The organism is Phycisphaerae bacterium (assembly GCA_019636475.1).
GTDB lineage: Bacteria > Planctomycetota > Phycisphaerae > UBA1845 > UTPLA1 > JADJRI01.
Genome location: JAHBXN010000007.1, coordinates 56,273 through 80,282, shown reverse-complemented (window position 1 = coordinate 80,282; position 24,010 = coordinate 56,273). Strand labels below are relative to the sequence as shown.

The window sequence follows — 24,010 nt, the reverse complement described above, 5'->3', positions numbered from 1 at the left end:
GCGTGGTTCCGGAGGAAGCGGCGATTATGTCAGCATCTCAGTATATCTCCTGATTGTATCCGGGTTTGCCCCACAGATGCCAATTTCGCCAAATCTGATACAAAGGCCATTTCATGCCGAACAAATTCGCGCTTGCGGAGACGACGGGACCGGGCTCCAGGTCCATCGGAGAGTCACTGATATCGATTTCCCGCAATCTTGCCGCGCGCACCGGCTCGTTGAAATTTGGGTCACCCGTGACGCATGTCTATCGACCGCTGGATTATGCCCGCGCCCTGCACGAACAGTATCTTCTGCGGTACGCTAACCGCGGCGTGAAGGCGATACTGCTTGGGATGAACCCCGGTCCATGGGGAATGGCGCAGACCGGCGTGCCTTTCGGCGAAGTCCGTTCGGTTCGTGAGTGGCTAAGGCTGGACGGCCAGTTGGTTCGTCCGAGAAACGAACATCCGAAACGTCCGGTCCAAGGCCTTTCGTGTCTTCGGAATGAAGTATCGGGTGCACGATTGTGGGGCTGGGCTGCCCAGCGATTCAAACAGCCGGCCGAGTTCTTCCGCCGTTATTTCGTTGCAAATTATTGTCCGCTGTGTTTTTTGGAATCGACAGGTCGGAATCGGACACCGGACAAACTTTCGCCGGCCGAGCGGGAATCCCTGTTCGCCGTGTGCGATGCGGCACTGAAAGCGACAGTCGAATTGCTACAGCCACAATGGGTGATCGGAGTCGGAACATTTGCCGAGAGTCGAGCGCGGTCGGCGCTGGCGGAGACAGACGTGAGGATCGGTCGTATCCCGCACCCGAGTCCAGCGAGCCCGGCAGCCAATCGCGGCTGGTCAGCGGCCGCGGAAGGTGCGCTCCGGACCTTGGGGCTGGAGCCAAGCTGAGGTGCGGCAAGCTTGCGTGTTCATGAGCAATCAGAGATTATCTAGTGCATGCATATGACTCGCGATTGCCGGGCTGATGGGGCCGCTGGAGTTCGATCGGCTTTTTGCGACGGTAAATCAATGGCTGAAGTTTTGGGTGAGAATTGACCCTCGCATGGGAGTTAGAAAATGAGTCCGGACCAACAGTTTCTTGATGTGCTCTTCAACGTGCTGGGGTTGATTCTGAGCAGCGTTGTTGGAGTCCTTTTCGATGTCGTCGTTGTTCCTCTGTTTGAGGCGATTGTGGCCGCGATTTTCGGCGGGATGTGATTGGGCCCTGTCAGTTTGAAAAAATCCAGACCCGCGAAATGTCTTCGCGGGCCCGGACCCGGGTAAGCGATCAGATCAGCCGAATCCCGGCTGGTCCTGGTTTACTTATTCGAATGCCGGCCATAGCCCCCTGCGACTCACCTCGGGGTTGTCATTGCAAACCCGCGCGAATCGCGTTCGGGAATCATGCCACGAGTTCGATTTCGGGCATCGCATCGTCGTTCGCGGCCGCCGGTAGCAGGAACCGGCGCTTTTCGGGCAAACTGCCCGAGTGGGCCTGAGCCGGATCGACGTGCATTCGCCGATTCGTTTCTTTCTTGAGCACCCGCGTCATCCAGACGCTCTTTCCACAGGTCAGCAGAGCGTAGGGCTGAATCCAGCAGAGCATGATGGTGGAGTAGAATGCATACACATAGGCGTATATCGCCTCGGTGCTGCGTTCACGGATGGCGAAGAAGGCGAGCGTCAGTGTCGAAGCGGTGACACAGGATGCCAGAAGCTTCAGGCCGAATATCGTCGGGAGAAACAGGCTCAGGAGCAGGCCGGTGAAGAGGAACGGGTATGGCAGGAACAGCCCGACCGCTGCCATCAGATAATTAAACCGAATTCCCGACTTATTCTCCGATCGGAAGTTGCTGAAGACATAAGACAGCGTGTGAAGCGACTCCCGGGTATTGCTGCGAGCCCAGCGGAGAAACATCTTGCACAGGGCGGCGTACGTCCTGGGGCTCTTTGTGTAAACGCGGGCGGAACTCTGATATACCACCTTATAGCCCTGCTTGATGATGAAGTTCGTCATGGCGTGGTCTTCACCGGCGCGAGCCGGTCCACCACGAAATGTCTGGTTGAGCCATTGATCGAGCACGGGCATGACGGCGCTTCGGCGATAGGCCGCAAGCGCGCCGGCACAGCACAGGACGGCGCCTCCGCCCATCATGCTCTGTGCAGCGCGCTTATAGTCGAAGGTCATCACATATCGCACGCTGAGCATGCGAGGAATGATGCCGTCCTCGCGATTGAGCACGCGGACATTTCCGGCAACACCGCCGATCCGCTCGTCATGGACCATCGGGCTGACGACTGATTTCAGCGCGTCCCTTTCGATGATCGAGTCGCTATCGACGGTGATGAAAATATCGCCGGTCGCACGGCGGATGCCCTCCCAGAGCGCCCAACGTTTGCCGCGGTTCTCAGTGCAGTTAATGGCGGTGACGCGATCACCGACGTCACGGGCAGCCGTCGCGATATGGTGCCATGTGTCGTCATCGCTTCCGTCGTTGACGACAATGATCTCGATCCGGTCGGAAGGATAGTCGGCCGCAGCTAGATGCCGGATCGTGCTGCCAACGAGTGCGCCCTCATTGAACGCGGGAACGAGCACGGTAATTCGAGGGAGTCGTGCTGAATCGACGATCGACATCGGCCGGTACTTGAATGCGAGCCAAAGTCGCCAGAACGTCCAGACGGTCGCGAGCGAGCCGTAAGCACCGCCGATGAGGATCAACGCCTTGCCCGTTGGCGAATACCAGAGAATCCGACCCGCCATGCGAAGGGAATCAAAGTGCCATGACAGTGTCATGATCGCAATCGCGAGGATGGCGATGGAGCACTTGCCCGCCCAGTCCGTCCAGCCAAGGGCCGGAATGGACTGGTAGGTCGTTCGACGAGGCTTGTCGAAGAGGGTCGTGAAAAAACCGGTGGTAGTCGAGAGCACTGACACTCTGCAGTCTCCTTGCGAATTCTAAACTCGCGTGTAGTCCGACGCATTCGAGGCTTGGCTGATAACTGATCTCGCCCGCCTCGGGTTAATGCATCAGACAGACCTTTCAATCTTTCGTGAGTCGGCGTCTTATTTTGTTTTGCCGACCAATGGTTATCGTGGCGTTGCGTGCATTCTGGACTCACCTCTGAACCACTTCGGCTCCGGACGATGCAGAGGTTTCCCTCCGAGCTCCACACAATCATTCACTGGGGTCACTTTGCATTCGTCGATTTCAATCGGCGCCGTGGCCGAGGTCGATCGACAGGTGTGGTTCAGTCAGGCTCGGTATTACGAGCCCACGTGGGTCCTGCCGCGTCTTCGGATTGTATGCACGCAGTCTTTGAATCCAGCGCCGGCCAACGGCGCGTCCGCAAACGCGCCTTTTTACGGGGGCGCGTTGCCCGGTCGGGCGCGGGCGACACGTCGCGAACTTGCAGCGCAAGCGCGGTTCTCCGCCTGACACCGAAAAAAGTATGGTTCAGATGACTGAATTGGCCGTGAAATGGAGGTTAAAGTTGTTTAATCCGGGATGAGGAAATTCTAATGTTCCGATTTCGCCTCGAGCGCCGGGGTGGTTTGTTCGTCCCGATCAACAGAGGTTCCGAGCCATAATTCCCTTGCATCACATTTCGAGGAGCAACTCCACGAGTAGGGGCAGGTCCGCCATGCTAACGTCGAGATCCCCGTTGAAGTCGGCCGCGCATATTTCTTCGGCCGTCGGCTGACCGCCCGCCAGGATTTCGACGAATCGCTGGATATCCGCACCGTTGAATGAAAAGTCCGCGTTGAGATCACCGAACGCGAGAAATGGACAAGGATCGCAGGCATTGCCGATGCCGTCGCCGTCTGAATCGAGCTGATCCGGATTGACCAATCCCGGGCAATTGTCGCATCCGTCCGGTGCGCCGTCATTGTCGGAATCGAGATCAGGGCATCCATTTGCATCGACCGACGTGACGCAAATTGGAGTGTTGGGGCATAGGTCCAATTGATTGGTCACGCCGTCTTGATCGTCGTCGAGGGCTGAGCAGCCGAAAGCATCGATGGGGTCTCCGGGATTCGTTGATGGGCATAGGTCATCGGAATCACCGCAGCCGTCCCCATCTGCGTCAGCGAACATGCCGATTCGGAAGTCGTCGAAATATGCGGTGTCCTCGCCGCCGGCGTGCAGATTCCAGATCGCGGCGGCGGAGACGGGCATCGTCAGCGTCGGCGTTAGGTTCAGATTGGCAGCCACTACCTGGTTGTTAACGATGAGGTTTGCCTTAAGCACCTCGGGACGCCAGTTGATGTCAAGCCTGAAGTGATGCCACTGATTGTCAGGCAGCGTCACGCCACAATCCTGAAGCGAATTCCCATTCCACGCCACGACTGTTCCAACCGCGTTTATCCCGGCTGCGGTGATCCGCTTGTTTACCGGTAGGGAGCTGTCATGAAGATCGATTCCCCAGAGTCCGCTGGGTGTATTGCCGTCCCGGTCAAAGTAAGCGGACCAGCGAATCTGGAGAATCGGGGCTGCGTTGACATCTGGCGTGTGACTTAATTCGCGATAGTACCACGTGGAATTAAAGGTTTGCGCGGCGTCGATTCGGAGTGACCTGGCGCCTGTTGCCGAGACGGCGGACTGAATAATCCCCAGGCCGGGGGTTGGCGGGTTGTTTGTGGAAAGCCAGCCGTCCTGCGCTACAAGGTTGCCATCGGTGAAAGGAGGGGACTCGAATCCGGTCTGATAGAGAATCTGTGCCTGAAGTCTTGTGGCGCACGCGATCGCGAGCAGGCAGGCAAAGGCGCTGATTTTGAGCATGAGTTCCCCTCCGACCGGGTCGGATGTCCAGGCGGGCCGTATCCGGACAATTCTACCGCATTCTACCTGTCAATTACGGACAAAATTGGGTTTGACGGTCACCAGGCCGTGGCTGGGTCAGTCGGGTCCCCGCCGAGGCTAACCCGATTGCAGTGCAATTGGGAGCAGGTCCGAGAAAATATTGTGGAAAATTGTTGATAAGGGCTGGCGTTCTCGGAAGGTCCGGTTAAAATTTCCCGGTTACCGACGTGCGCGCGGAACTAGGTCGATCCGGTGGGACTAATCGGCTTCCTAATAGATGGCGGGCGCTTCGGGCAAGTCCCGTGGAAGAAATTCAACCCTGGCAGTGAATTTTGGGTGCCTTGCAGATTTGCCTTACCAGCGAAGAGCACTCAGTGAAGTGACGTAACTCCGGCACGAACCGGAGGCGTGGAGCTGCGCGCAAGCAGCGAGCGGGTGAGTTCCCGGGACAGGCGGCGAATGCGAAATTCGCCCAGGTTTCATTCCGATTCACCGGGCTCCCCACGCAAAGCAACAAGAGGATCGCGTTCGCGCGGCGGAGTGATCCGCCCATTGCGGACTGGTTAATGACAGAGGGATCGGCATGATCGTTCCAACGCACGTTCGGAATTTCAGCAAGCTCGGCGATGCCATGCAGACGCCCGACCTGATCGAGATTCAGGTCGGTTCGTATCGACGTTTCCTTCAGGAGGAAGCGGCCCCAAACGCTCGGACGGCGAGCGGACTTGAGGGGCTGTTGCGGGAAGTGTTCCCGATTCAAAGTTACGATGAGAATATCAGTCTCGACTATCTTGATTACACACTGGGCAAGCCGCGCTATACGCCGGACGAGTGCCGGCAGTTGCGGCTGACGTTCGGCATGCCGCTGCGCGTTCGGCTGAGGCTGACGCGCAAGGACAAGGATGAGATTTTCGAGGATCGTGTCTATCTCGGTGAAATCCCGATTATGATCGGCGGCGGCGAGTTCATCATCAACGGTGCCGAGCGCGTCATCGTCTCGCAGCTTCACAGGTCGCCCGGCGTTGACTTCATCAAGGAGACGCTCGAAGCGGACCGGCCGCTTCATGCATGTCGAATTATTCCTGAGCGCGGCAGCTGGATAGAGATCAACATCACCCGCAAGGACGTGCTGGCTGTTCGTATTGATCAGTCCAGCAAGATCCCCGCGACGTGCTTTCTGCGCGCAATGGATCCGGCCTATGGCTCGGATGAGGCGATCATCCGCACGTTCTACGAAACACGGACTGTGCGCACCGCAAACCTGAAGCCCGACATGTACGTCGTTTCGGATGTCTGGGCGGATGAGGCAGATCGGACCGAAGGTGAACCCTTGGTCAAATCCGGGTGCCAGATCGGCGACGCGATCGAGAGAATTCAGGCCACGAGTCACAAGCAGCTTGAAGTGATCGAAAACGTGCTCGATCCCCTCATCCTGAATACGCTTGCCGAGGATGCCAGCCGTACGCATGAAGACGCGTTGATGCGCATCTATAAGAGCTTGCGTCCGGGTAATCCGGCCCAGCTTGACAAGGCGGTGAAGCTGTTTCACGAGAAATTCTACGACGAGAACCGCTATCGCCTCGGGAAGGTCGGCCGGTTTCGAATCAATCGCAAGTTCGGCCTGTCGATTCCCACGGCACTGAATACGCTGACCGTGTCCGATTTCGTGGCGTGTCTGCGCTATCTGATGGATCTGAGAAGCCAGAATCGCGTCGGGATCTCGGTTCCCGAGCGGTTGCCTTTTGAACTGGCGGTGCTTCGCTGGACGCGGGAGCTGGCCGAGCAACTGAAGGCGTATCGTGTCAATAATGAGCCCGTGAAGGATCCGAAGGAGGAAACTCTGCTCGGCGAGTTCGGCGCGCTGAAGGAAGGCCGCAAGAAACTCTCGCCGATCGAAGCCGTAAAGGAGCTTCGCAGGCAATTGCAGGGGATTGTTGATGTGCCGACGGAGTGGATTCCGCCGACCACGCTCGACCTGAACGTGATGCGTCCGCTGCTTGGCCGCACGAAGATGGATCGCGATCAGGACGTGACGCGCGCCGCGAAGGACTTCGTCGTGTCGACAATTCGAACGCGGGCGTTGCGAATCATTGAGGGAATTGACCGTTATCTCGCAGTGTACCAGGACGGCCGGCCGGAAACCGCCCAATTGGAATTCATGAACTACTACCCGCGGCCCGGCGCGATTTACAATTTTGACGAAGCCGGCGCGAAGAAGCAGGCGGCTGCCGCGGAGAAGGCGAACCAGTCTGAATGGTCGGATTTGTTCGGAGTCTCGGCCAAGCACGTGGCGTTCGGTTCGATCGAAGAAGTCTCTGTGCTGCTGAAGAACAAGCATAATACGGAGTCGATCGCTGGAAATGTGCATGAATATGCGTGGAAGCAGACGCGCGTCATTGTCGCCGAAGATGATATCGATCATCTCGGAAATCGACGTCTTCGAACCATTGACGAACTGGCCTGCGACGAGATTCGCAAGGGTTTCCTGAAGCTCCGGCGCACGGTGCAGGAGCGCATGAGCATGAAGGATCCTGACCAGCTCGGCAAGATCGCGGAACTGGTGAACTCAAAAGCGGTGTCCGGCGCGATCGACTACTTCTTCGGTCGTGGTGAGCTGTCACAGGTAGTCGACCAGACAAACCCGCTCAGCACGCTGACACACGAACGGCGATTGTCCGCGCTCGGTCCTGGCGGCTTGAATCGAAAGCGAGCGGGCTTTGAGGTTCGCGACGTTCACATTTCCCACTATGGGCGAATTTGTCCGATCGAGACGCCAGAAGGCACGAATATCGGTCTGATCGCATCGCTATCGATCTACTCGACCGTGGACGAATACGGCTTCCTCATCACGCCTTATCGCCGCGTCGAAAGGGGAGGCAAAGTCAACGGTCAAACGGAATACCTTCGCGCGGACGAGGAAATGAAGTCGATTCTTGCACCGCCCGACGCCGTTGATCCGAAGACCCATCGTGTGCTTGGCGATCACATTGTCGCTCGCGTTCGTGGTGATTTGTCGATGGTCGGCTCGACGGACATCGAGTACGTCGATATTTCGCCGAAGCAGACGGTCGGTGTGTCGGCCGCGTTGATTCCATTCCTCGAGCACGACGACGCCAACCGCGCGCTCATGGGTTCGAACATGCAGCGGCAGGCTGTTCCGCTCCTTGTGACCGAACCTCCGGTCGTCGGTACGGGCATGGAGCGGATTGTCGCTCAGAACAGCGGTATGGTGATTCGATCGGATCGCGACGGGACGGTGACGTACGTCGATGGCGAGCGAATCGTGATCGATGATACGGAAGAATTGGTTCTTCGGAAGTTTCAGGGTCTGAACGAACGAACCTGTCTGAATCAGAAGCCGCTCGTCAAGATCGGTCAGAAAGTGAAGAAGGGTGAGATCATCGCCGATGGCCCGGCCTGTCGTAACGGCGAACTCGCGCTGGGCCGCAACCTGCTCGTCGGCTTCATGACCTATGACGGCTACAACTTCGAAGACGCCATTCTGATTTCCGAGCGCCTCGTTCAAGATGACGTTTTCACGAGCATTCACATCGAGGAATATGACGTCGAAGTCCGCGAAACGAAATTGGGCAAGGAGGAGTTCACCCGCGACATTCCGAATGTCTCGGAGCGTGCGCTTCGCAACCTCGACGAGGACGGTGTCGTTCGAATCGGTACGGAAGTGAAGACGGGCGACATTCTCGTCGGCAAGGTTTCACCGAAGAGCAAGAGCGAACTGTCGCCCGAAGAAAAGCTGCTTCATGCGATCTTCGGCCGCGCCGGCGAGGACGTGAAGAACGACTCGCTTGAGGTTCCGGCGGGCGTTTCCGGCATCGTGATCGATACCAAGCGCTTCAGTCGCCGGACCGGCATGTCTGAAGACCAGAAGCAGGCATTGCAGAAGCGAATCAAGGAATACAGGCATCAGATGAATCTCCGGGCCATCGCGTTGTTCCGGCGCATGGTTCAGGAAATCGAAAGGGTCGCCGGACAGCCTGTTGTCGATCCGAACACCAAGCAATTCGTCGGTCGCAGCGACATCCCCGATGTCATCATGGAACAGATCGGCGAGCCGGGTAACTGGGCGTTCGATCCGAAATGGATCAAGCCCGCGAACCTGCGTGATGAATGCATGCCGATCTATGAACGGTATTGGCCGCGAATTGTCGAGCAACTCGATGAGCGCGAGCGCAAGATCGCTCAGTTGAAGCGCGGCGATGAACTTCCGTCGGGCGTGCTTGAAATGGTGAAGGTGTATATCGCCACCAAGCGGCGATTGTCCGTGGGCGACAAGATGGCCGGTCGCCACGGAAACAAGGGTGTCATCGCCAAGATCCTGCCGGTCGAGGACATGCCGTTTCTCGAAGATGGGACACCGCTGGACATCATGCTGAATCCGCTTGGCGTTCCGTCCCGCATGAACGTCGGCCAGATTCTTGAGACCCACCTTGGCTGGGCCGCGAGAATCCTCGGGTTCCAGGCAGTCACGCCGGTCTTTGACGGCTGCACCGAAGCCGAGCTTCATGCCGCGGTCGAAGAGGCGAACAGCAAGGTCGGCGAACTCAGCAGTGACATTGAGATGGTGCGGCGCGCCGAGCTCGACCGGCTGATCCTCACCCGGATGCCCTATGGCGGAAAGCTGCGTCTGGTTGATGGGCGAACAGGTGAGCAGTTCGACCAGCCCGTCACGGTCGGTTGCATCTACATGCTCAAACTGCACCATCTCGTTGACGACAAGATTCACGCACGGGCGACCGGTCCCTATTCGCTCATCACCCAACAGCCGTTAGGTGGCAAGGCGCGGACCGGTGGTCAGCGATTCGGCGAAATGGAAGTCTGGGGTCTTGAAGCCTACGGTTGCGCGCATGTCCTGCAGGAGTTGCTGACGGTGAAGTCCGACGACGTCGAAGGCCGCACAAAGATCTATGAATCGATGGTCAAGGGCGAAAACACGCTGGAGGCCGGCACGCCTGTTTCGTTTGACGTACTTTGCAACGAAATACGGGGTCTGGGCCTCAACATTCAGCTGGAGAAAGGCAAGTTAATCTAATCGTCGTCGGCCATTGCGTTGGAGCAGATCGGTGCAGAGTGATATTGAGTTCGAAGCTGTCAAGCAGATCGATGTGGATGACCTTCGGGCATTTTACAGTGCTCAGGGTTCTATGTTGCCGCAGTCGATCGACAAGCTGACGACAATGGTGGATAAGTCGGTTTGCTTTGTCACGGCCCGCGAGAAGTCGAGCGGGCGTTTGCTCGGCATTGCACGCGGCCTGGCGGACGGCATTCGTGGTTATCTGACGGAGTGCAAGCTGGATCCGTCGTGCCAGGGCCCCGGCGCCGTAACGCACGTTGATGGCCGCATCGAGCACGATCAGTTCAACATCGCCAAGGAAATGGCGATGCGCGTGATCGAGTCGCTCGCGAAAATGGGTTGCGAACGTGTTGACGCCGCGGCCTACGGAACGGAAGTGGATTTTTGTGAAGAGTTGGGCTTCAAGCGCGCGGTCGGTCTTGTGCCGATGAGCCTGAGTCTGACGAATCACCCGGCGCACCGCGCTTCGGTGTCGGAACGCCGGGCGAACGCGTAAGTTTCAAATGGGAATGACGGCGTCGGCCGGCTGCGAGTGAGTTTGCATCAGCTGACCTGTACGACAGACGAAAGATATCCCTTCGTTGAACAGAAGGATGGTTTATCGATGGCAGAGAGCGTATACGACCGGATTAATGACTACGCAGCGGTCAAGATTTCGCTGGCGTCGCCCAACGACATTCGTTCGTGGTCGTACGGCGAAGTTCGCAAGCCGGAAACGATCAATTACCGGACCTACCGCGCAGAAAAGGACGGCCTGTTCTGTGAGCGCATCTTCGGTCCCGAGCGCGACTGGGAATGCTTCTGCGGCAAGTACAAGGGCACGAAGCACAAGGGCATGATCTGCGATCGTTGCGGCGTCAAGGTGACACACAGCCGCGTTCGGCGCAAGCGCATGGGCCATATCAACTTGGCCGCGCCGATCGTCCACATCTGGTTCTTCAAGGCGATGCCGTCGCGTTTGGGCGCGCTGCTCGACATGAAGACCAGCGATCTCGAGAAGGTGGTCTACTTCCAGGACTATGTCGTCATCGAGCCGGGTGATTCACCTCTGAAGGAGCGGCAGATTCTCTCCGAGGACGAATATCGTCAGGCCGTCGAGAAGCATGGCAACAGCTTCGAAGCGAGCATCGGTGCCGAGGCCGTTAAGAAGTTGCTGTCGAAGATCGACTTGAAGCAATTGTCGGTCGAGCTGCGCGATGCAATCACGAAGACCAATAGCAAGCAGAAGATCAAGGACCTCTCGAAGCGCCTGAAGATCTGCGAGAACCTTCGATCCAGCACAAACGACCCGACCTGGATGGTCATGGAAGTCATTCCGGTCATTCCGCCGGACCTGCGGCCGCTCGTTCTGCTTGAAAGCGGCAACTTCGCGACGAGCGATTTGAACGATCTCTATCGCCGCATTATCAATCGCAACAACCGTCTGAAGAAGCTCATCGATCTGAACGCGCCCGAAGTCATCATTCGCAACGAGAAGCGGATGCTTCAGCAGGCGGTGGATGCGCTGTTCGACAACGGTCGCTGCCGTCGTCCAGTGCTCGGCTCTTCGAATCGACCGTTGAAGTCCTTGACCGACATGATCAAGGGCAAGCAGGGCCGTTTCCGTGAGAATCTGCTTGGCAAACGCGTGGACTACTCGGCGCGAAGCGTGATCGTAATCGGTCCGGAACTCAAGCTGCATCAGGTCGGTCTGCCGAAACGCATCGCGCTGGAGCTTTACCAGCCATTCATCATTCGTCGCCTGAAAGAACTCGGCCTCGCTGACACGATCAAGTCGGCGAAGAAAATGCTCGAGCGTCGCGATCAGGAAATCTGGGACATTCTCGAGGAAGTGATTCATCAGCATCCGGTGCTGCTGAATCGCGCACCGACACTGCACCGCATGGGTATTCAGGCATTCGAGCCGGTACTTGTCGAAGGCAATGCGATCCGAATCCACCCGCTGGTGTGTCGCGGCTTCAATGCGGACTTCGACGGTGACCAGATGGCGGTTCACCTTCCGTTGTCGATCGAGGCACAGGCCGAGGCGCATGTGCTGATGCTCGCGACCAATAACATCTTCAGTCCGGCAAGCGGTTCACCCATCATGTCGCCGAGCCAGGACATCGTCATGGGCGTCTTCTACCTGACCTGTGAGCACCATTACTTCGACAAGCCGGATGATCCGAAGCACACATTCGCCAATCCGGTTGAAGCGATGCTCGCTTACGACTTGAAGAAGATCGGGATTCACGAGCGAATCAAGGTGCGCGTCGACCGCGAGCGCATCGTGGAACACTTCAAGGAACTGTCGAAGCCGATGCCGGATAACAAGGTGATCGTCACGACGGTCGGCCGGCTGATATTCAACGACATCCTTCACCCGAAGATGCCGTTCTTCAACTGCCCGCTGAGCTCCAAGGGCGCGGCCCGCGTCATCGCGATCTGCTACGAGCTGCTCGGTCGTCCTGAAACGATCATCCTGCTCGACCGCATTAAGGAGCTTGGATTTAAGCGCAGCACGCTGGCCGGCTTGTCGTTCGGTCTGGCGGACATGCGTATCCCGGTAAAGAAGAAGGCGATCATCGAAGCCGCCCAGAAGAAGGTGGACAAGATCGTCAAGGCGTGCCAACAAGGCGCGATCACAGACCTCGAGCGATACAACGCCCTGATCGACATCTGGGTTCACGTCCGCGAGGAAGTGACCGAGGCGATGATGGCCGAATTCAAGAACGACTATCGCACCGACGATTTCCGATATGCCCACTCGGGAGATGCCGGCGCTCGGCGATATCTGAATCCGATTTACCTCATGTCAGACTCGGGTGCTCGCGGCAGCGTCGACCAGATTCGCCAGTTGGCCGGCATGCGCGCTCTGATGGCCAAGCCCAGCGGCGAAATCATTGAGACACCGATTAAGGCGAACTTCCGCGAGGGTCTGTCGGTTCTTGAGTACTTCAGCTCGACCCACGGCGCACGAAAGGGTTTGGCGGATACGGCGCTCAAGACGGCCGACTCCGGCTATTTGACTCGAAAACTGGCGGATGTTGCACAGAATCTGATCGTTAGTCGGCTCGATTGCGGCACGATCAAGGGTGTGATCAAGGGCGTGCAGTACAAGGGCGAGGAAGTTGATATCTCGCTGGCTGAGTCAATCATCGGCCGCGTGGCACGCGACACCATCCGCCATCCCGTGACCGACGATATCGTCGTTCGAGAGAATGACATTATCACCGACGTGATCGCGCGACGAATCGAAAGCCCGCCTTCCGAGGGAGGATTGGGCCTTGAGACGATTCGTGTCCGCAGTCCGTTGACGTGCGAGGCGGGCACCGGCGTGTGTGCTCGCTGCTACGGTATGGACCTGGCCACTGGTCAACTGGTGGAGCGGGGAATGGCCGTCGGCATCATCGCCGCGCAGTCGATTGGTGAACCGGGCACCCAGTTGACGATGCGAACGTTCCATACCGGCGGTGTTGCGAGCCGCGCGGTCATCGAGAGCGACATCAAGTGTTCGAATGCCGGTTTTGTGAAGTTCCACAATCTGAATGCCGTGGAATTCACGGATCCTGAGTCGAAGGAGCAGTGTCTCGTTGTTCTCAAGCGAAATGGCGAAATCTCGATCAACGACGAGAAGGACCGCGAGCTTGAGCGATACAAGATTCCCTACGGTGGACGCGTGCTGGTCCGCGAGGGGCAGCAGGTTCAGCGGCGCGACGTCATCACTGTGTGGGATCCTCACCTGACGCCGATTCTTGCGGAAGCGGCAGGTGTCATTCGCTTCCAGGACGTCGTGGAGGGCGAGACGGTCCGAACCGACTCGGAAGCCCGAGGCACCAGCAAGCTCGTTGTGGTTGAGCACCGCGGCGACAAGAACCCGCAGGTCATCATCGAGGACGAGCAAGGCAAGATCATTGAGTATCACTACTTGCCGTCAAAGGCTCGAATCGAAGTCTCTGAGGGTCAGGTTGTGACGGCCGGCTGGCTGCTTGCACGCCGACCGCGAGAGCTTTCAGGTACGCAGGACATCACCGGCGGTCTGCCCCGCGTCACGGAGTTGTTCGAAGCTCGCAAGCCGAAGGAACCGGCGGTGATGTCTGAGATTTCCGGGACGGTGGAGATTCGCAGCGACAAGCGTCGAGGCAAGATGACCATCACCGTGCATCCGGACAGCAAGGAACTCGAACCGCGCGACCACCACGTGCCGCAGGACAAGCACCTCCTCGTGCATGCGGGAGATCATGTCGATGCGGGCGATCCGTTGTGCGACGGCCCGCTCGTTCCACACGATATTCTCGCGATCAAGGGCGAAGAAGCGTTGCATGGCTATCTGATCAATGAAGTGCAGGCGGTTTATCGCTCGCAGAACGTTAGTATCAACGACAAGCACATCGAAACGATTCTGTCGCAGATGCTCCGCAAGGTGCGTGTCGATAATCAGGGCGACTCGGAGTTGCTGCCGAGTGAGGTCGTCGATCGTCACCGATTCCAGTCGATAAACCAGGCACTAATCCGCAGCTACAAAATTGCCGACCCCGGCGATTCGCAATTCAAGGAAGGCCAGATCGTCTCCAAGGAGGACTACGTTGCGGCAAATGAGCAGCTTGAAGCCGCAGGCAAGGACCCGGCCAAGGGTCGTAAGCCCAAGCCCGCAAGCGCGTCGACCCTGCTTCTGGGTATCACCAAGGCCGCGTTGCAAAGCGAGTCGTTCATCTCTGCGGCCAGCTTCCAGGAGACCACCAAGGTCCTGACCGAGGCAGCTTTGAGCAGCCAGATGGATCGGTTGTACGGCCTGAAGGAGAACGTGATTCTCGGCCATCTGATCCCTGCGGGAACGGCGTTCAAGCCTTTTCAGGATATGGAGTTACAGCATCTTGGAGAGCCGATTGAGGAGGAGACTTCGGAGATGAGAATCTCCGAAGCGGTCGGCGAGTTGCCTCCGAGTGCGACGGCTGGAGAAGTGGAAGGCAAGCCTGCGTTCGGCGGCGGCGTCACGGCCAATGCCACCATGGCGCTGGATAGCGGCGCACCATTCAGCACGCCAACGGTGCCCGGAATCAGCGAATCGCCGTCCGAGCCGAAGGATGATGCGGCCTCGCAATCGTCGCATTGACGAGCGGCTGTCATTCAAGATAAGATGCGTGGCTTCGCACCGCCGAAGCATAGCGCATCGTCGCCGAATCGGACGCAATCGGCGTTTGGATGGGTGCCGGCTTGATTGCCGCACCAGAAAAAGTGTGATTCATCGCGCCGCGAAGCGGCGTTTGAAAGTGTTGTGAAGTAGAAGAGGTTTTAATGCCCACGATCAATCAGCTCTGCCGCCGGCCACGACGACCGGAAGTTGCGAAGTCCAAGTCGCGCGATCTGGATGCTTGTCCACAGAAGCGCGGTGTGTGTCTCATCGTCAAAACGATGACGCCGAAGAAGCCGAACTCCGCGCTGCGAAAGGTGGCTCGTGTCCGACTCTCGAACGGCCGTGAAGTGACTGCGTATATCCCCGGCATCGGCCACAACCTTCAGGAACACTCGATTGTGTTGATTCGCGGAGGTCGAGTTCGAGACCTTCCCGGTATCCGATACCACATCATTCGTGGTGTTCTGGACTGTTCGGCCGTTGAGGAGCAGGAGAAGTTCGGCACACGGCGCAATCGCTCTCGCAGCAAGTATGGCACCAAGCGAAAGAAGTAACCCCGGCTATTCGATCTGGCGCGGCCATTCTCGCGACGTCGGTGTGATTAATATGTGACATGACGGTCGGCGAGTGCCCGGCCGAGTATGGTGTCCGGCGAGGGAATTCGTCGGCAGATCGTCGCGACGATGGATGCGGCGAACCAGAAGTTTGAGGTTTCAGCATGGGTTTCAAGAAGTGGACGAGGTCGGAGGATCAGCTTCGACCGGATCCGAGATTCAACAGTGTCCTTGTCGGTAAATTCATCAATTGCATGATGTGGAGCGGCAAGAAGACCGTCGCTCAGAAGGTATTTTACGAAGCAATTGATGCCGTCTCGAAGAAAGTGAAGGACGTTCCGCCGCTCGAGGTTTTCGAGAAGGCGATCAACAATGTACGGCCCAGCGTTCAGATTCGCAGCAAGCGAGTTGGCGGAAGCAACTATCAGGTGCCGATGTCGGTGAATCCAAAGCGCAGCCAGGCCCTCGCGATTCGATGGATTCTCGAAGCCGCCCGCGGGAAGAAGGGACGGCCCATGAAGGATCGTCTCGCGGCCGAATTGCTTGATGCCTTCAATAACTCCGGCGCGGCCGTGACGACCAAGGATAACGTTCACCGCATGGCTGAGGCGAATAAGGCCTTCGCCCACTTTGCCTGGTGATATCTCCCGTCTGAGTGGCGGGCTCAATCGGCCGTCGTCTCCAAAAGTTTTGATGCGATTCAAGGCCGACGATTTAACGATCGTCGGCCTTCCTGTTTCGTGACGTGGCGCGAGAGTTCTCGGAATGCGCCCGGCAGGTGGTCGATCAGATCGCTTGCAATTAAGGAGATTTGACCTAGCTTTGCAGCCGCGATGTCTCCGGCGCGCCCGTGAAGATGTGCAGCAAGTACGGCTGCGTCGAATCTTGCGAGCCCCTGTGCGATGAGTCCGGCAATGACGCCGGTGAGAACGTCACCCGAGCCGCCCGTTGCCATTCCGGGGTTTCCGGTCTTGCATTTGAATACGCGCCGGCCGTCAGTGACGATCGTCCCGGCTCCTTTCAGTAGAACGATGGGGCTGGCCTCGGAAACCGAATGAGCGTCACTCGCGAGTTGTGCTGTGCCATTTGCAGTGGAAATATCGAATGCTGCCTGGCGCGCGACGCGCTCGCGGTCCGATTGCACGGCCTTCGAGGAGATGCCGTACATGCGAGCCATCTCGCCGGGATGCGGCGTCAATACGACATTCGAGCCAATCGCCCAAGTCAGGTTTCCGCCGGCCGGATTGTGAACTGAGGAAACCGCGTTGAGTCCGTCGGCATCTAGGACAAGTGGAATTGACAGCGGCGTACGCGTAAACCGCCGAATCAGTTCGACGAAATCGCCCGCATTCACGCCCAATTGTCCGATTCCCGGGCCGACCGCGACAACGGACGGCGCCGATCGGGCATCGAACCATTCGTTCTCTTCAAGAATCGCAATCGCGTCCGCCGGTCGGATGCATCCGTTGGAATCCTCCGACAGGGGCAGCGACGTTGCACAAGGGCAGAGCGCGGCCACGGCGGGCTGCACGCTGCGGGGGCATCCGATCGTTACTAATCCGGCGCCGCTCCGGAGCGCCGCCAAAGCGACCAACGCCGGAGCGCCGATCATTTCCCGCGATCCGGCGATCACCAGCACTCGGCCAAAATCACCTTTGTGGGAATCCCGGGGTCGCCGTGGAATTCTTGGAAGGGTAACGATTCGCGTTGGCGCGGGCTGCCGCGAGAATTGAACGACCTGCCGGCGCTTTGTTTGTTTCGCCATGGCTATTCGCGCGGTTCGTTCGGATCGATCAACCGGAGATATCGAAAGTCATAGATGCCGGTGTTGTGCCCATCGGCCCAGTCGATCTGAATGGCATATTTCCCCACGAGGCCCGCATTGCGAAACTCGGTCGCCTTCTCGATTCCCGCCGGCAGGATGTTCAATGAAAGCGGCGAGCCTTTCGGTCCGGGAGTCTCTCGCGCGGTCCGACAAGAGGCGCAAGGACAGACTTTTCGGAGAAACACAAGCGAATATGTGCTGGTCCGCCCGTCACCCCAAACGACTGTCAATCCATCGCGACGATCCAGCCGCAGGTCGACCGGTTTGAATTGGCTCGCGGCAAGCGGTTGATTGAGTGCGAGATCGATGAGTTCGTTTTCGGTCATTGAAGGCTCGTTCGAGCTTCGATCAGCGCCTCGGCAATTCTCTGGATGCCCGCTTCGGATTTCGGATCGCAGAGATCAGTCGGATCACACGCTGCGAAGTAAATTTGCCGCTCGAGTCGATTCCGAAGCGGCGTGAGCAGCGATTCGATACGTTCAACATAGTCAATCAGTCGGCCCATGATAGGGCGAATCGAGCAATTAAGAAACACAACGTCGCTGTCGACGATGCCCTGGAACTCGGGCCGCAGTCGGAGTCGAGCGGCGATCTCCGCGCCGACAGGCGATTGAAGAAAGTCGTCAAACGTCTGCCGCCCGGCATGCAACTCCTGATCCATTGAATCAAGCGCCGGAACCCATGCCGAATCCTGCGGACCGACGCGATCGAGCCCGAACAACTCAGCGGCAAACTCCGCGGTGTCATGCATTGCCCGATCGATCGCGTGGGCCGTCTCGTTCTCGGATCGGAATAGCTCTCCGATCGAGGGCGGGGGGCCGAAAATGAAAATTTTGACGTCGTATGGATAAGCATGTCGAAAGCAGGGATGAACATCTGTTTCGGCGATGATGACGGCACGCTGGGGGTCGGCCGCAATCGTGGGGACAAGCTCCGAAAACGATTCGAATACGATATCGGGTCGAACATAGCAATGGAAGTTTTTTTCACGGCCGTCGTCACCGGAGACGACCCGTAGCATGTGGGGCGTGTTATGACGGTGTATGTCGAACCGGACGTGATAGAATCGCTCCGCCGGAAGTGCATTGATGAGCAGTTTGGCCATCGCTGTCTTGCCGCTTCCGGCTGGTCCGCTGAGATGGATAACGGCGGGGGACATAGTCATTCCCGGCGAGAATGCAGCGTGGCAAGGCGTTCCAAACCCATGCCAGGCCGACTGGAACCGCTTCATTCATTAGAACGAAACGGCTGGGCGAATGCCAGCGATCGGTGGAACTGACCGCCTCGCGCAAAGCGGCGAAAGCGGGGCGGGCCTGGCGACGAAGCAAATAGAGACGCTGGAAAGGTCTGTTAAGTGGATAAGAGTCCGGAATTCAGGATCGCCATTCTGGATGTGCGGCAACCGTCGGCATTCGAGAAGGGGCATCGCTCGGGTGCGGTGAACATCGCACTGGAGGAACTAACGGCGCGGATTCACGAACTGCCGTCGCGACATGCCCCGGTCTGCATTTACGACGACGATGCGCGTCGCGCGCGGTGGGCCGTTTCCCGACTGCGGGCGCGCGGACGTGATCAGGTGGTCTGGCGTGCCGGCAGGCACTGGTTGTTGTCCGGACCGATCGAGTGTGGACGCTCGATGGGACGGCTCTGGTCGCCACACAGCCTGCTGCTTCGGGGTCTGGAGGTGGCCGAATCAAGGTGGGGAGGACTCGTCGGTCGTCGCGCGCTGGATATCGCCTGTGGGACTGGACGCGATGCCGTGAGTATGGCGCTCCACGGCATGTCGGTCGAGGCATGGGACATTCTACCGGATGCGCTCGAGCGTTGCCGCGATCTGGCCGATCGGAATGGCGTGCGCCTCACCGCGTGTGTTGGAGATGTCGAATGTGATCTGTCGATTGAAGACGCTGCTTATGACGCAATCGTTTGTTTTAACTTTCTGCACCGGCCGCTGATGGCGTCGATTGCAAGAGGTGTGCGGCCCGGTGGAATCGTAGTTTACGAAACGTTCGTGGAGGAGCAACGCCGGCTGTTCGGCAAGCCTCGAAGTGATCTTCACCTGCTGAAGAACGGCGAGTTGTGTAGGTATTTCCCGGGATGGGAAATTATCCACAAATCGGAGGGACTCGCGGCTCCGAGGCGATTCGTTGCATCATTGATCGCGTTCAGGCCGGTTTGACGTTCGCGGCGCGCCGGCCTGATCGTATCGGTCGCGATTATGAAATCAGATCGCATCCAGTGCTTCAGCGAGGTCCGCGACGATGTCTTCCCAATCCTCGAGTCCGCAGCTTAGGCGAATTCCTCCCGGCACAACGCCGTGCCTCGCCATTTCCGTTGGCGGTAATGCCGAATGTGTCATGTGAAATGGGCATTCGATGAGGGTCTTGATCTGGCCCAGGCTGACAGCCAGGCAGATGGAATACGCATTTCTCGCGACATAGTCGACGAATCTCGCGCCGCGCCGGCCTTCCGGTGTCGCGTCTTTGAGCACAAAATAGAGCATGCTGCCCGGTGAGAATCGGCCTTTGGTGTCGCGCATTTGACGCTTCGCCAATGCGAATTGCGGGAAAGACTCGAGCCCCGGATACAAGACGCGCTCAACTTTAGGATGTTCCGATAGAAACCTGGCGACGTGATGAGCGGTCTTCTGATAGTTGACCATTCGGGCCGCCAATGACGGAAGCCCGTACACCAGCGTCGCCCATGCCGACTTGGGCGACAGGATGCCTCCGAAATCCTTTCGATACAGAAGCAGCCGGCCATGCAGTTCATTCGGAACTACGACCACGCCACCAACGTCCGTGCCGAATCCGCCGATGCCCTTGGTCAGTGAGTGGCACACGATGTCCATTCCGAATTCGATCGGCCGCTGACAGTGAGGCGTGGCGAATGTGTTGTCGACGATGGACCGGATTTTCTGAGATTCGCTTCGGGAACGGTTGCATTCGGCGACGATGTCCCGCACGGCGGTCATGTCAATGATCGTCATGTCGGGATTGATCGGCGTCTCAAAGTAGATAATTCGCGTATTCGGCCGAATCGCGGCGCGTACTGAGTTCAGGTCCGTCATGTCGACAAACGTGACATCCATGCCGTACTGCGGTAGCCAATTCGTAAACAGCGAATAGGTGCATCCGTAGAGAACGTGGTGTGTGACAATGTGATCGCCAGAGCGGAGCAGGCAATGCACAATGCCGCTGATCGCTGCCATGCCCGATGCAAAACAAAGCGCAGTGTCACCCCCCTCTGCTGACGCGAGATTCTCTTCGAGCATGCCTCGTGTCGGTTCGTCGAGGCGGTCGTAGATGAAAATCGGTACCGGGTTCGCGTCTGCGTCCGTTTCGTGAGTGAAATCGGTGAAACCTTTTGCGCCACGCTCGACTGAGTCAAGCCGAAACGTCACAGAGCTCGTGATGGGGGGGACGACATGGTGACTGTATTCCCAATGACGAGAGCGGTCGTGACCGTGAATCATGCGGGTCCGCAGGTGCGCGCGTCGTTCGGGACTCTTCTCATCCTGTTTGTTTTTCACTGGACTGCCTCCGTCAGATCGATTGTGCGTCAGGTCCATCTCCACCTCGTGCCTCCAGGTTCCCTCGGGTGCCGGCGCTCGGCGGCAACGCAGTCATCGCACTCTTGCGACTGCAATTCGATTGCCGATCGTTATCGGCAAGGATTGAACGTCCGCCGATGCCCCCTGGGCTCGTGAGAAGTCGGTGCTTCGAGGCGCGCTCGCCGCTCAAGTGCGAGTTGTCGCGCAGGGTTGCGAGGAAATACACGAATGGACTCCATCCGGCGAGTTCTGCCGGGGCAGCCATAGTGATCCGATCGGTCCCGATAAGTGGATGGAGTTCGCAGTGCCTCCACATTCCTCCAAGTCGATTCGTGAATTGGCATCGAGATTCGGTTCACCCCCGGGCCGGCCCGTTGAAAATCTCATCACACGAATGGCACTCAGTTTGCGACATGCCAGTTCAGTGGACCGCTCTGACATCGGCGGATCTATGAAACGGAGTTCAATCGATGGCGAAAGCGGGTGTAAATACAGAGAGCCCGAGTCTCTCATTCGAACACAGCGTGCAGAGCGATTCGGCAACGTCTGATCGGAACCGAACATTTCGGATTCGGCACTTGCGACTGTTTCGTGCATCTCGGGTGCGCGTCTTGGGCGTCGGTGGGGAACTCAAGTCAACCGTTTGCTCCACGAGGGGTCGGCGGGCCGTGCTCATGGGGCCTGTTGGCGATTTGAAAGTGCCGAGTGTGTACCGGCACTTTACGAGAATCGTCAGTTCGATCATGAAGAACGACAACTATCGACCGGATGTAATCGCACATGACCTGCATCCGCAGTATCTGTCGACCATATTGGCCAAGTCCATCGGATTGCCTTGTGTCGGTGTGCAGCATCATCACGCTCACGCCGTGTCCGTCATGGCTGAGTGGGGCATCGACCGCCGAGTTGTCGCGATTTGCTGTGACGGGGTTGGATACGGAACGGATGGTGCGGCCTGGGGGGGCGAAGTGCTTTCGTGTGACACCGCCAGTTTCGAGCGGCGGGCGCATCTGGAATACTTTCCCCTTGTCGGCGGCAACCTTGCGGCCGTGGAGACATGGCGGCCGGCGGCCGCGCTGGCATGCCAGGCATTCGGCAACAATTGGCGTGTCGATTGCGCCCCGATATTCGCACGCATTCCGCAGTTGACGCTGGAACTTTTCGAGCAGATGCGGACGCGCGCGCTCAATGCGCCGGTGACTTCCAGCATGGGGCGATTGTTCGACGCGGTTGCGTTCCTGCTGGGAATTTGCGACCGCAACACCGGGCTGGCGGATGCGGCCTCCGCGCTCGAAGCAATCGCCGTCGACGGCCGCGCCGAGCCTTATCCCTATGAAACACGATTCGAAAGAGGCGCGATGATCATGTCGCCGGCGCCAATGATTCGTGGAATCGTGCGAGACATCGCCGCTGGGCATTCCGCAGCTGAAATCTCGGCACGATTTCATGAGACCGTGGCGCGAATGCTCTCGGCTACCGCCTTGATGTCCTGCGATGCGTGTGGTTTGACAACGGTTGTCCTCGCCGGCGGCTGTTTCGCTAATCGGAAGCTGCGGTCACGGCTGACCCAGCGACTGGAGGACCGCCATCTTCGCGTGTGCGCTTCGAGACAGCTTCTTTGGGGTGACGAGACATTGGCACTTGGACAGTGCATTGCCGGTGCGGCCGTCAGCGATAGGGTGCAACAATGTGCCTAGCGGTGCCGGGTAAAATCGTCGACTGCGAGGGGGATGAGGCGACGGTGGCGTTTGAGGGCAATCGGCTGCGCGTCAGTCGGGTTCTGACGCCCAAGGCCGGTCCCGGCGACTGGGTACTGGTTCACGCCGGCTTTGCAATTTCGACGATCCCGGAATCTTCGGCAATGGAGACATGGGACTACCTGAAGGCATGTTATTCAGGCAATGAGGTTGAGTTTGTCGAGGCGGTCGAGCAAACCGAGACGGCGAGAAGCGATGAACAATAACGTTGAGAACTTGCGACGGGAGCTGATTCGACTGTGCGACCGGATCGGGCGGCGCGTGCAGTTGATGGAGGTGTGCGGCACGCACACGGTCTCGGCGTTTCGCAGCGGATTGAAGTCGATGCTCCCGGCGAATCTGAAACTGCTGAGCGGTCCGGGCTGTCCTGTCTGCGTGACGGCCCAGCGGCACATCGACGCGGCGCTTGAACTGGCGAGGCGCGAAACGGTCGCGATCGCCACATATGGCGACATGATGCGCGTGCCGGGCCGAAACGGAAGCCTGGAGCGTCTTCGGTCTCTCGGTGCCAGGATTCGCGTCGTCACTTCGGCTCGAGCAGCGCTGGAACTTGCCCGCAACGAGCCGAACTCCGAAGTCGTGTTTCTCGGTGTTGGCTTCGAGACAACGGCGCCCGCGGCCGCGGCGACGGTGCTGGAGGCGGAAGCGGGCGGTATCGAGAATTTCTCGGTCTTGAGCTGTCACAAACTGGTGATTCCGGCGATGCGGGCACTGCTCTCTGCGGGCGATGTGCCGATTGACGGCTTCTTATGTCCAGGGCATGTCAGTGTCATTATCGGATCCGAGGCCTATCGCCCGATCGTGGATGACTTTGGCAAGCCCTGCGTCGTCGCCGGATTCGAGTTCGGGCAGATGCTCGCCGGCCTCGTGCATTTGCTCCGGCAGATTGAATGCGGGACGCCGAAACTTGAGAACGTCTATGACGCAGTCGTCCGACCGGAAGGTAATTCAGTCGCGCTCGGTTTACTCTCGCGGGTGTTTGTTGAAGCGGATACGGTATGGCGTGCTCTCGGTGTCATTCCTGTGAGTGGCCTTGAATTTGCCCCAGCCTATCGACGATTTGATGCGCTTCGTCGATTCGGCATGGCCCTCGGTGAAGATGTCGATCACCCGGTCTGTCGCTGTGGGGAGGTGATTCAGGGGCGAGTCGAACCGAACCGCTGTGCGCTGTTCGGCGGGGGCTGTACGCCGATGACGCCGATCGGACCATGCATGGTGAGCGGTGAGGGTGCATGTTCAGCCTGGTTCAAGTACGGCCCGAAACCAGGACGGAGCGCGGAGCCGTCGGACGCGAAAATGGAGGGCGTGACATGAACGGATTCACAGCCGTCTCGAA

General features: G+C 58.3%; 17 protein-coding genes. 11 read left to right on the top strand and 6 right to left on the bottom strand.

Going from position 1 to position 24,010, the window contains the following annotated elements; translation table 11 throughout:
• Positions 1-113 precede the first annotated feature (113 nt).
• Together KF841_12380 and KF841_12375 are read left to right on the top strand one after the other, a co-directional pair.
• Positions 114-884 carry a single-stranded DNA-binding protein gene (locus tag KF841_12380; protein MBX3396151.1) on the top strand — a complete coding sequence of 257 codons (771 nt, stop codon included), beginning with the start codon at positions 114-116 and terminating at the stop codon, positions 882-884.
• Positions 885-1,052: 168 nt separating this feature from the next.
• Entirely contained in the window at positions 1,053-1,193 is a 141-nt protein-coding gene (locus KF841_12375) for a hypothetical protein (protein ID MBX3396150.1), read from the top strand.
• 184 nt (positions 1,194-1,377) lie between these two features.
• On the opposite strand, the gene KF841_12370 is transcribed toward KF841_12375, so the two are convergent.
• Positions 1,378-2,913 (bottom strand): glycosyltransferase, encoded by a 1,536-nt coding sequence (locus KF841_12370; protein ID MBX3396149.1) that lies wholly within the window; start codon positions 2,911-2,913, stop codon positions 1,378-1,380.
• Between the two features lie 664 nt (positions 2,914-3,577).
• Positions 3,578-4,759: a thrombospondin type 3 repeat-containing protein gene (locus KF841_12365; GenBank protein ID MBX3396148.1), complete on the bottom strand. Its 1,182-nt coding sequence runs from the start codon at positions 4,757-4,759 to the stop codon at positions 3,578-3,580.
• A gap of 604 nt (positions 4,760-5,363) precedes the next feature.
• Here KF841_12365 and rpoB point away from each other — a divergent pair.
• The 5 genes from rpoB to rpsG all read left to right on the top strand — a co-directional run bounded on the left by rpoB (position 5,364) and on the right by rpsG (position 16,180).
• Positions 5,364-9,830 (top strand): DNA-directed RNA polymerase subunit beta, encoded by a 4,467-nt coding sequence (rpoB, locus tag KF841_12360; GenBank protein ID MBX3396147.1) that lies wholly within the window; start codon positions 5,364-5,366, stop codon positions 9,828-9,830.
• Between the two features lie 31 nt (positions 9,831-9,861).
• Positions 9,862-10,368 carry a hypothetical protein gene (locus tag KF841_12355; GenBank protein ID MBX3396146.1) on the top strand — a complete coding sequence of 169 codons (507 nt, stop codon included), beginning with the start codon at positions 9,862-9,864 and terminating at the stop codon, positions 10,366-10,368.
• 108 nt (positions 10,369-10,476) lie between these two features.
• Complete coding sequence (gene rpoC / locus KF841_12350) at positions 10,477-14,964, top strand: DNA-directed RNA polymerase subunit beta' (GenBank protein MBX3396145.1); 4,488 nt, start codon at positions 10,477-10,479, stop codon at positions 14,962-14,964.
• 182 nt (positions 14,965-15,146) lie between these two features.
• Positions 15,147-15,539: a 30S ribosomal protein S12 gene (gene rpsL, locus KF841_12345; protein MBX3396144.1), complete on the top strand. Its 393-nt coding sequence runs from the start codon at positions 15,147-15,149 to the stop codon at positions 15,537-15,539.
• Between the two features lie 164 nt (positions 15,540-15,703).
• Positions 15,704-16,180 carry a 30S ribosomal protein S7 gene (gene rpsG / locus KF841_12340; GenBank protein MBX3396143.1) on the top strand — a complete coding sequence of 159 codons (477 nt, stop codon included), beginning with the start codon at positions 15,704-15,706 and terminating at the stop codon, positions 16,178-16,180.
• A gap of 59 nt (positions 16,181-16,239) precedes the next feature.
• Here rpsG and KF841_12335 read toward each other — a convergent pair whose 3' ends face one another.
• Genes KF841_12335 through KF841_12325 form a run of 3 tightly spaced genes read right to left on the bottom strand, consistent with a single transcriptional unit; the run spans position 16,240 to position 18,523 of the window.
• On the bottom strand, positions 16,240-17,304 hold the full coding sequence (locus KF841_12335; protein MBX3396142.1) for an NAD(P)H-hydrate dehydratase: 1,065 nt from the start codon (positions 17,302-17,304) through the stop codon (positions 16,240-16,242).
• Positions 17,305-17,306: 2 nt separating this feature from the next.
• Positions 17,307-17,690, bottom strand: coding sequence for a DUF971 domain-containing protein (locus KF841_12330; protein MBX3396141.1), 384 nt, complete (start codon positions 17,688-17,690; stop codon positions 17,307-17,309).
• Complete coding sequence (locus KF841_12325; protein MBX3396140.1) at positions 17,687-18,523, bottom strand: ATP-binding protein; 837 nt, start codon at positions 18,521-18,523, stop codon at positions 17,687-17,689. The genes KF841_12330 and KF841_12325 overlap by 4 nt, the downstream gene beginning before the upstream one ends.
• A gap of 195 nt (positions 18,524-18,718) precedes the next feature.
• On the opposite strand from KF841_12325, the gene KF841_12320 reads away from it, so the two are divergent.
• The gene (locus KF841_12320; GenBank protein MBX3396139.1) at positions 18,719-19,543 is read left to right on the top strand and encodes a methyltransferase domain-containing protein; all 825 of its coding nucleotides are present in this window, start codon (positions 18,719-18,721) and stop codon (positions 19,541-19,543) included.
• A gap of 45 nt (positions 19,544-19,588) precedes the next feature.
• Here the strand turns inward: KF841_12320 and KF841_12315 are convergent, their stop codons facing one another.
• Positions 19,589-20,935, bottom strand: a complete 1,347-nt coding sequence (locus tag KF841_12315) for a PLP-dependent transferase (GenBank protein ID MBX3396138.1) — start codon at positions 20,933-20,935, stop codon at positions 19,589-19,591.
• Positions 20,936-21,495: 560 nt separating this feature from the next.
• On the opposite strand from KF841_12315, the gene KF841_12310 reads away from it, so the two are divergent.
• From KF841_12310 to hypD, 3 genes are read left to right on the top strand one after another with little or no spacing between them, the layout of a single operon-like run.
• A complete protein-coding gene (locus tag KF841_12310) occupies positions 21,496-22,614 on the top strand; it encodes a carbamoyltransferase HypF (protein ID MBX3396137.1) in 1,119 nt (372 codons plus the stop codon).
• A complete protein-coding gene (locus KF841_12305; protein ID MBX3396136.1) occupies positions 22,605-22,880 on the top strand; it encodes a HypC/HybG/HupF family hydrogenase formation chaperone in 276 nt (91 codons plus the stop codon). The genes KF841_12310 and KF841_12305 overlap by 10 nt, the downstream gene beginning before the upstream one ends.
• The gene (hypD, locus tag KF841_12300) at positions 22,870-23,988 is read left to right on the top strand and encodes a hydrogenase formation protein HypD (GenBank protein MBX3396135.1); all 1,119 of its coding nucleotides are present in this window, start codon (positions 22,870-22,872) and stop codon (positions 23,986-23,988) included. The genes KF841_12305 and hypD overlap by 11 nt, the downstream gene beginning before the upstream one ends.
• Positions 23,989-24,010 lie beyond the last annotated feature (22 nt).

Excerpts from the sequence above, each read along its gene's own strand:
- KF841_12330 (MBX3396141.1), bottom strand. The coding sequence starts at position 17,690 with ATGACCGAAAACGAACTCATCGATCTCGCACTCAATCAACCGCTTGCC.
- rpsG (MBX3396143.1), top strand. The coding sequence starts at position 15,704 with ATGGGTTTCAAGAAGTGGACGAGGTCGGAGGATCAGCTTCGACCGGAT.
- KF841_12375 (MBX3396150.1), top strand. The coding sequence starts at position 1,053 with ATGAGTCCGGACCAACAGTTTCTTGATGTGCTCTTCAACGTGCTGGGG.
- rpoC (MBX3396145.1), top strand. The coding sequence starts at position 10,477 with ATGGCAGAGAGCGTATACGACCGGATTAATGACTACGCAGCGGTCAAG.
- rpsL (MBX3396144.1), top strand. The coding sequence starts at position 15,147 with ATGCCCACGATCAATCAGCTCTGCCGCCGGCCACGACGACCGGAAGTT.
- KF841_12335 (MBX3396142.1), bottom strand. The coding sequence starts at position 17,304 with ATGGCGAAACAAACAAAGCGCCGGCAGGTCGTTCAATTCTCGCGGCAG.
- KF841_12315 (MBX3396138.1), bottom strand. The coding sequence starts at position 20,935 with ATGGACCTGACGCACAATCGATCTGACGGAGGCAGTCCAGTGAAAAAC.
- KF841_12380 (MBX3396151.1), top strand. The coding sequence starts at position 114 with ATGCCGAACAAATTCGCGCTTGCGGAGACGACGGGACCGGGCTCCAGG.
- hypD (MBX3396135.1), top strand. The coding sequence starts at position 22,870 with ATGAACAATAACGTTGAGAACTTGCGACGGGAGCTGATTCGACTGTGC.
- rpoB (MBX3396147.1), top strand. The coding sequence starts at position 5,364 with ATGATCGTTCCAACGCACGTTCGGAATTTCAGCAAGCTCGGCGATGCC.
- KF841_12325 (MBX3396140.1), bottom strand. The coding sequence starts at position 18,523 with ATGTCCCCCGCCGTTATCCATCTCAGCGGACCAGCCGGAAGCGGCAAG.
- KF841_12305 (MBX3396136.1), top strand. The coding sequence starts at position 22,605 with ATGTGCCTAGCGGTGCCGGGTAAAATCGTCGACTGCGAGGGGGATGAG.
- KF841_12365 (MBX3396148.1), bottom strand. The coding sequence starts at position 4,759 with ATGCTCAAAATCAGCGCCTTTGCCTGCCTGCTCGCGATCGCGTGCGCC.